The following is a 3,697-nucleotide window of genomic DNA, read 5'->3' as shown; positions in this document are numbered from 1 at the left end:
TTCGGCTCGATCTCAGGCTCGGCCGTCGCCAATGTGGCGGGCACCGGGGTCGTCACTATCCCGATGATCAAACGCGACGGCTATCCCGCCCACAAAGCAGCTGCGATCGAAGCCGTCGCCTCAACGGGCGGCCAACTTATGCCGCCTGTGATGGGCGCATCGGCCTTTCTTATGGCCGAATTCCTCGCCATTCCTTATTCCCAGATCGTCATGGCCGCCCTTGTCCCGGCGCTCCTGTACTACGTTGCGCTGTTCATCCAAGCCGACCTTGAAGCGGCCAAGCTTGGCATCAAACGCGTTGACCCTTCGCAAATACCAGATCGCCGCACAGTTGCGGTCGGCATGCACTTCATCCTTGCGTTTGCGGTCCTGATCTACCTGTTGTTCTGGCAACGCTACCAACCCGAACGGGCAGCGCTTTGGGCGGCAGTGGTTCTGTGCGCCACAGCCCTTCTGATCGGTTACCGTGGCACGCGCCCAACATTGCGCACGCTCTTTTCCGGCATTGCCAAAACCGGCCATTCAGTCATCGAAATCCTATTGATTTCAGCGGCATCCGGCTTGGTCATCGGCGTTTTGAACATCACGGGTCTCAGCTTCAATCTAACTTACGCACTCGTGCAAGTTGGCGGCGGCAGCGCGATTTTGCTGCTCGCGTTATCCGCCCTTGTTTGCATCATTCTTGGCATGGGCCTCCCGACGCTTGGCGTTTACGTATTGCTGGCTGCACTGGTCGCGCCCGCCCTGATCCAGGTCGGGATCGAACCAATTGCCGCCCACCTCTATGTTCTCTACTTCGGCATGATGTCGATGATCACGCCCCCCATCGCGCTCGCCGCTTTCGCCGCAGCCGCCATCGCAAAGGCTCCCGCCATGGCAACCGGATGGGCCGCGATGCGCTTTGGATGGGCGGCCTATGTGATCCCGGTCCTGTTCGCTTTCAGCCCCACATTGATCCTGATCGGCGCTCCTGTCGACATTGCCTTCGCCATCGTGACCGCCATCCTTGGCGTCTGGCTTGTGTCGGCGGCCCTTGCTGGCTTTTTCAAAGACCGCCTATCCACTTTAAAACGCTGGTTTTTTGCAGGCGCGGGACTTTTGGCACTGGTCCCCTCCGGCGCGTTTGAAGGCGCGCTTTTGACCGACGTGATCGGCTCAATCCTCGGCGTTCTCCTCATCGCCAACGAAGTTATTCGCCGCCCCACCCAAGCCACAGCAAAGACCAACCCATGACCTCAGTCTCGGGATCAGGCGAACGAATTCTGGCCATCCTGGACCTGTTTACGGGCGATAAACCCCAATGGTCGCCGGAAGAAATGATGGGCGCACTCGGCTACACCCGGCCCACGCTTTATCGCTATCTGAAAACGTTGAAGGACGCGGGCTATCTCGCTGCCTTATCGCAAGCGGTCTACACACTTGGCCCCCGAGTGACCGAGCTTGATTTCCTGATGCAACGCGCGGATCCACTGATCGAAGCCAGCCAATTGCACCTCACGAAGCTAGCCGCGCGCTTCCAAGGCTCGGCCTTCATCGTGCGCTGGTACGGACGGAAACTTCTGTGCGTGGCTTCAGCAAGCGCAAACGCCAAACCCCGCTCAAGCTATCCGCGAGGACGCCCAATGCCGCTTGGCCGCGGAGCAATCAGCCGGGCCATTGTAGCATTCTTGCCGCTTCGAGACAGATCAACGCTGATCGACGAACACCTGAATGAATTCATCATACCAGACGTGTGCAGCGACAAAGGAGAGGTCCTTGGGCAATTGAAGCAGGTCAAACGCGAAGGCGTCGCTGTCGCACGAGGAGAGGTTACGCCCGGACTTCTGGGCGTGGCTTCTCCGGTGTTTGCCGCAGACACAACCCCCATCGCCTCGCTGTGCGTGTCGTGTGACGAAACCCTTGTCGACAACGAGGAACTTGAGAAGTTGAGGGAGGCGGTTCGTCATGCGTCGCAAGAGATTTCGAGCATGCTCGCGCCCTTTAGCACCAGGCAAAGCGCGTGAACCGTGATACCCATCAGGACGCACAGTCCCGCCATTTCGCGCCATAAGACGAAGGACATAAGATGACCGAACACCCAGCAAAGCACTTCATCGGAGGCGAATGGATCGGCGACGGTCCGTTGTGCGATAGCGTTAATCCAGCCACGCTGGAGGCCTTGGGACAACATCATCTCGGCAGCGAACGCCTGACCAATCAAGCCGCGAGTGCTGCACGCGAGGCCTTCTTTACCTCGCCCTGGGCCGCCTCTCCCCGCTTGCGCGCGCAAGTCCTTTACGAGATCGCAGATCGCCTGGAAGCCGCACGTGACGAGATCGCCGACCTCGTTGTTCTTGAGAACGGCAAGATCCGTGCAGAAGCCATCGGGGAGACCCTGGGCGCGATCTCGGAAACCCGTTATTATGCGGGTTTGGCCCGCAATATTCGTGGCACGATGCAAGAAACCGCGCCGGGAAATTTCTCGCTGTTCAATCGCGAACCCGCAGGCGTTGCCGGCGTCATCGTTCCCTGGAATGCACCCGTCACGCTTTTGATGCGATCGCTCGCACCGGCCCTTGCGGCCGGATGCACGACGGTCATCAAACCCGCGCAGCAAACGCCTCTGGTCCACGCCCGGATCATGGAGGCGATCACCTCTGCACCGTCGCTTCCCAAAGGTATAGTGAACTCAGTTAACGAAAACGGCATCGCCGTCGGTAAAGCTATGACCGCATCGCCAGACATCGACGTCATCAGCTTCACCGGCTCAAGCCGCACAGGCCAAGCCATCATGGCCGCCTGTGCGCCAAGTCTAAAACGTGTCGGGCTTGAACTGGGCGGCAAAGCCCCAGCCGTTGTCTTTGCCGATGCTAATCTGGATCTCGCGGTTAAGGAGTTGACCCACGGCGCCTTGGCCATGGCGGGTCAAATCTGTGTGGCCGCCGCCCGTTTCGTCGTCCACGAAAGCATCGCGTCAGAATTCGAAGCAAAAATCACAATGGCCTTCCGCGCTGTCAAAGTCGGCCCCGGCAATCGCCCCGAAAGCCAGATGGGCTCGCTCATTGATCTTGAGAACCGCGCCCGAATTGAACGTCTGATAGAACAGGCCGGTGACGAGGGAGAAATGGTGCTGAAGGGCGAACGCCTGTCGGATGCAGCTTTCCTTTCGCCGACGTTGTTTCGGATCAATGACCTCTCCTCGCCTTTGGTTCAGGAGGAACTTTTCGGCCCGATCGTGTCGATCGAAACCTTTGCAGACGAAGCCGAAGCCGTCGCAAAAGCCAATGCCACGTCATATGGTCTGGCGGCGTCCGTGTTCACAAACGACACCGCCCGCGCAATGCGCATGTCACGTGCAATCCGCGCTGGCACGGTCTGGATCAACTCGCACTTGCGTTTGTTTGCAGAAGGCGAAACCGGAGGGTACGGCAAGTCTGGCCTAGGGCGTTTGCACGGCCCGGAAGGCCTGCACGACTTCCTTGAAACCAAGCACATCTACATGGAAGCAGGCGTCGTCGGAGCCGCGACATGAGCAAAGAATTCGATGTTGTGATAAACGGCGGTGGCCCGGTTGGCATGGGTCTTGCCATCGAACTGGGTCAGCGCGGGGTGAAGACCTGCGTCATTGAACGTCACCTCGAACCTCAGCCCATTCCCAAGGGGCAAAACCTGACGCAGCGCACGGGCGAACACTTCCGTGCGTGGGGATGCGAAGCGG

Annotated in this window: 4 protein-coding genes; all 4 read left to right on the top strand. The window is 59.2% G+C overall.

Translation table 11 applies throughout. The annotated features are described in order from the left end of the window. Positions 1 to 1,233: TRAP transporter permease (locus AC221Y_RS21695; RefSeq protein ID WP_486708402.1), on the top strand; the 1,233-nt coding region annotated here is incomplete at its 5' end. Beyond that, positions 1,230 to 2,003, top strand: a complete 774-nt coding sequence (locus AC221Y_RS21690; protein WP_299756898.1) for an IclR family transcriptional regulator — start codon at positions 1,230 to 1,232, stop codon at positions 2,001 to 2,003. The genes AC221Y_RS21695 and AC221Y_RS21690, both read left to right, overlap by 4 nt. 62 nt (positions 2,004 to 2,065) lie before the next feature. Then, the gene (locus AC221Y_RS21685) at positions 2,066 to 3,511 is read left to right on the top strand and encodes an aldehyde dehydrogenase family protein (RefSeq protein ID WP_486708401.1); all 1,446 of its coding nucleotides are present in this window, start codon (positions 2,066 to 2,068) and stop codon (positions 3,509 to 3,511) included. Beyond that, the coding region (locus AC221Y_RS21680) for an FAD-dependent monooxygenase (RefSeq protein ID WP_486708400.1) at positions 3,508 to 3,697 on the top strand (190 nt) is incomplete at its 3' end. The genes AC221Y_RS21685 and AC221Y_RS21680, both read left to right, overlap by 4 nt.

Source organism: Boseongicola sp., from assembly GCF_057460485.1.
This window is presented reverse-complemented; position numbering and strand designations above follow the sequence as displayed.

What these genes read in the sequence shown, in the direction of transcription:
- AC221Y_RS21685 (WP_486708401.1), top strand. Translation starts at nt 2,066, where the DNA reads ATGACCGAACACCCAGCAAAGCACTTCATCGGAGGCGAATGGATCGGC.
- AC221Y_RS21690 (WP_299756898.1), top strand. Translation starts at nt 1,230, where the DNA reads ATGACCTCAGTCTCGGGATCAGGCGAACGAATTCTGGCCATCCTGGAC.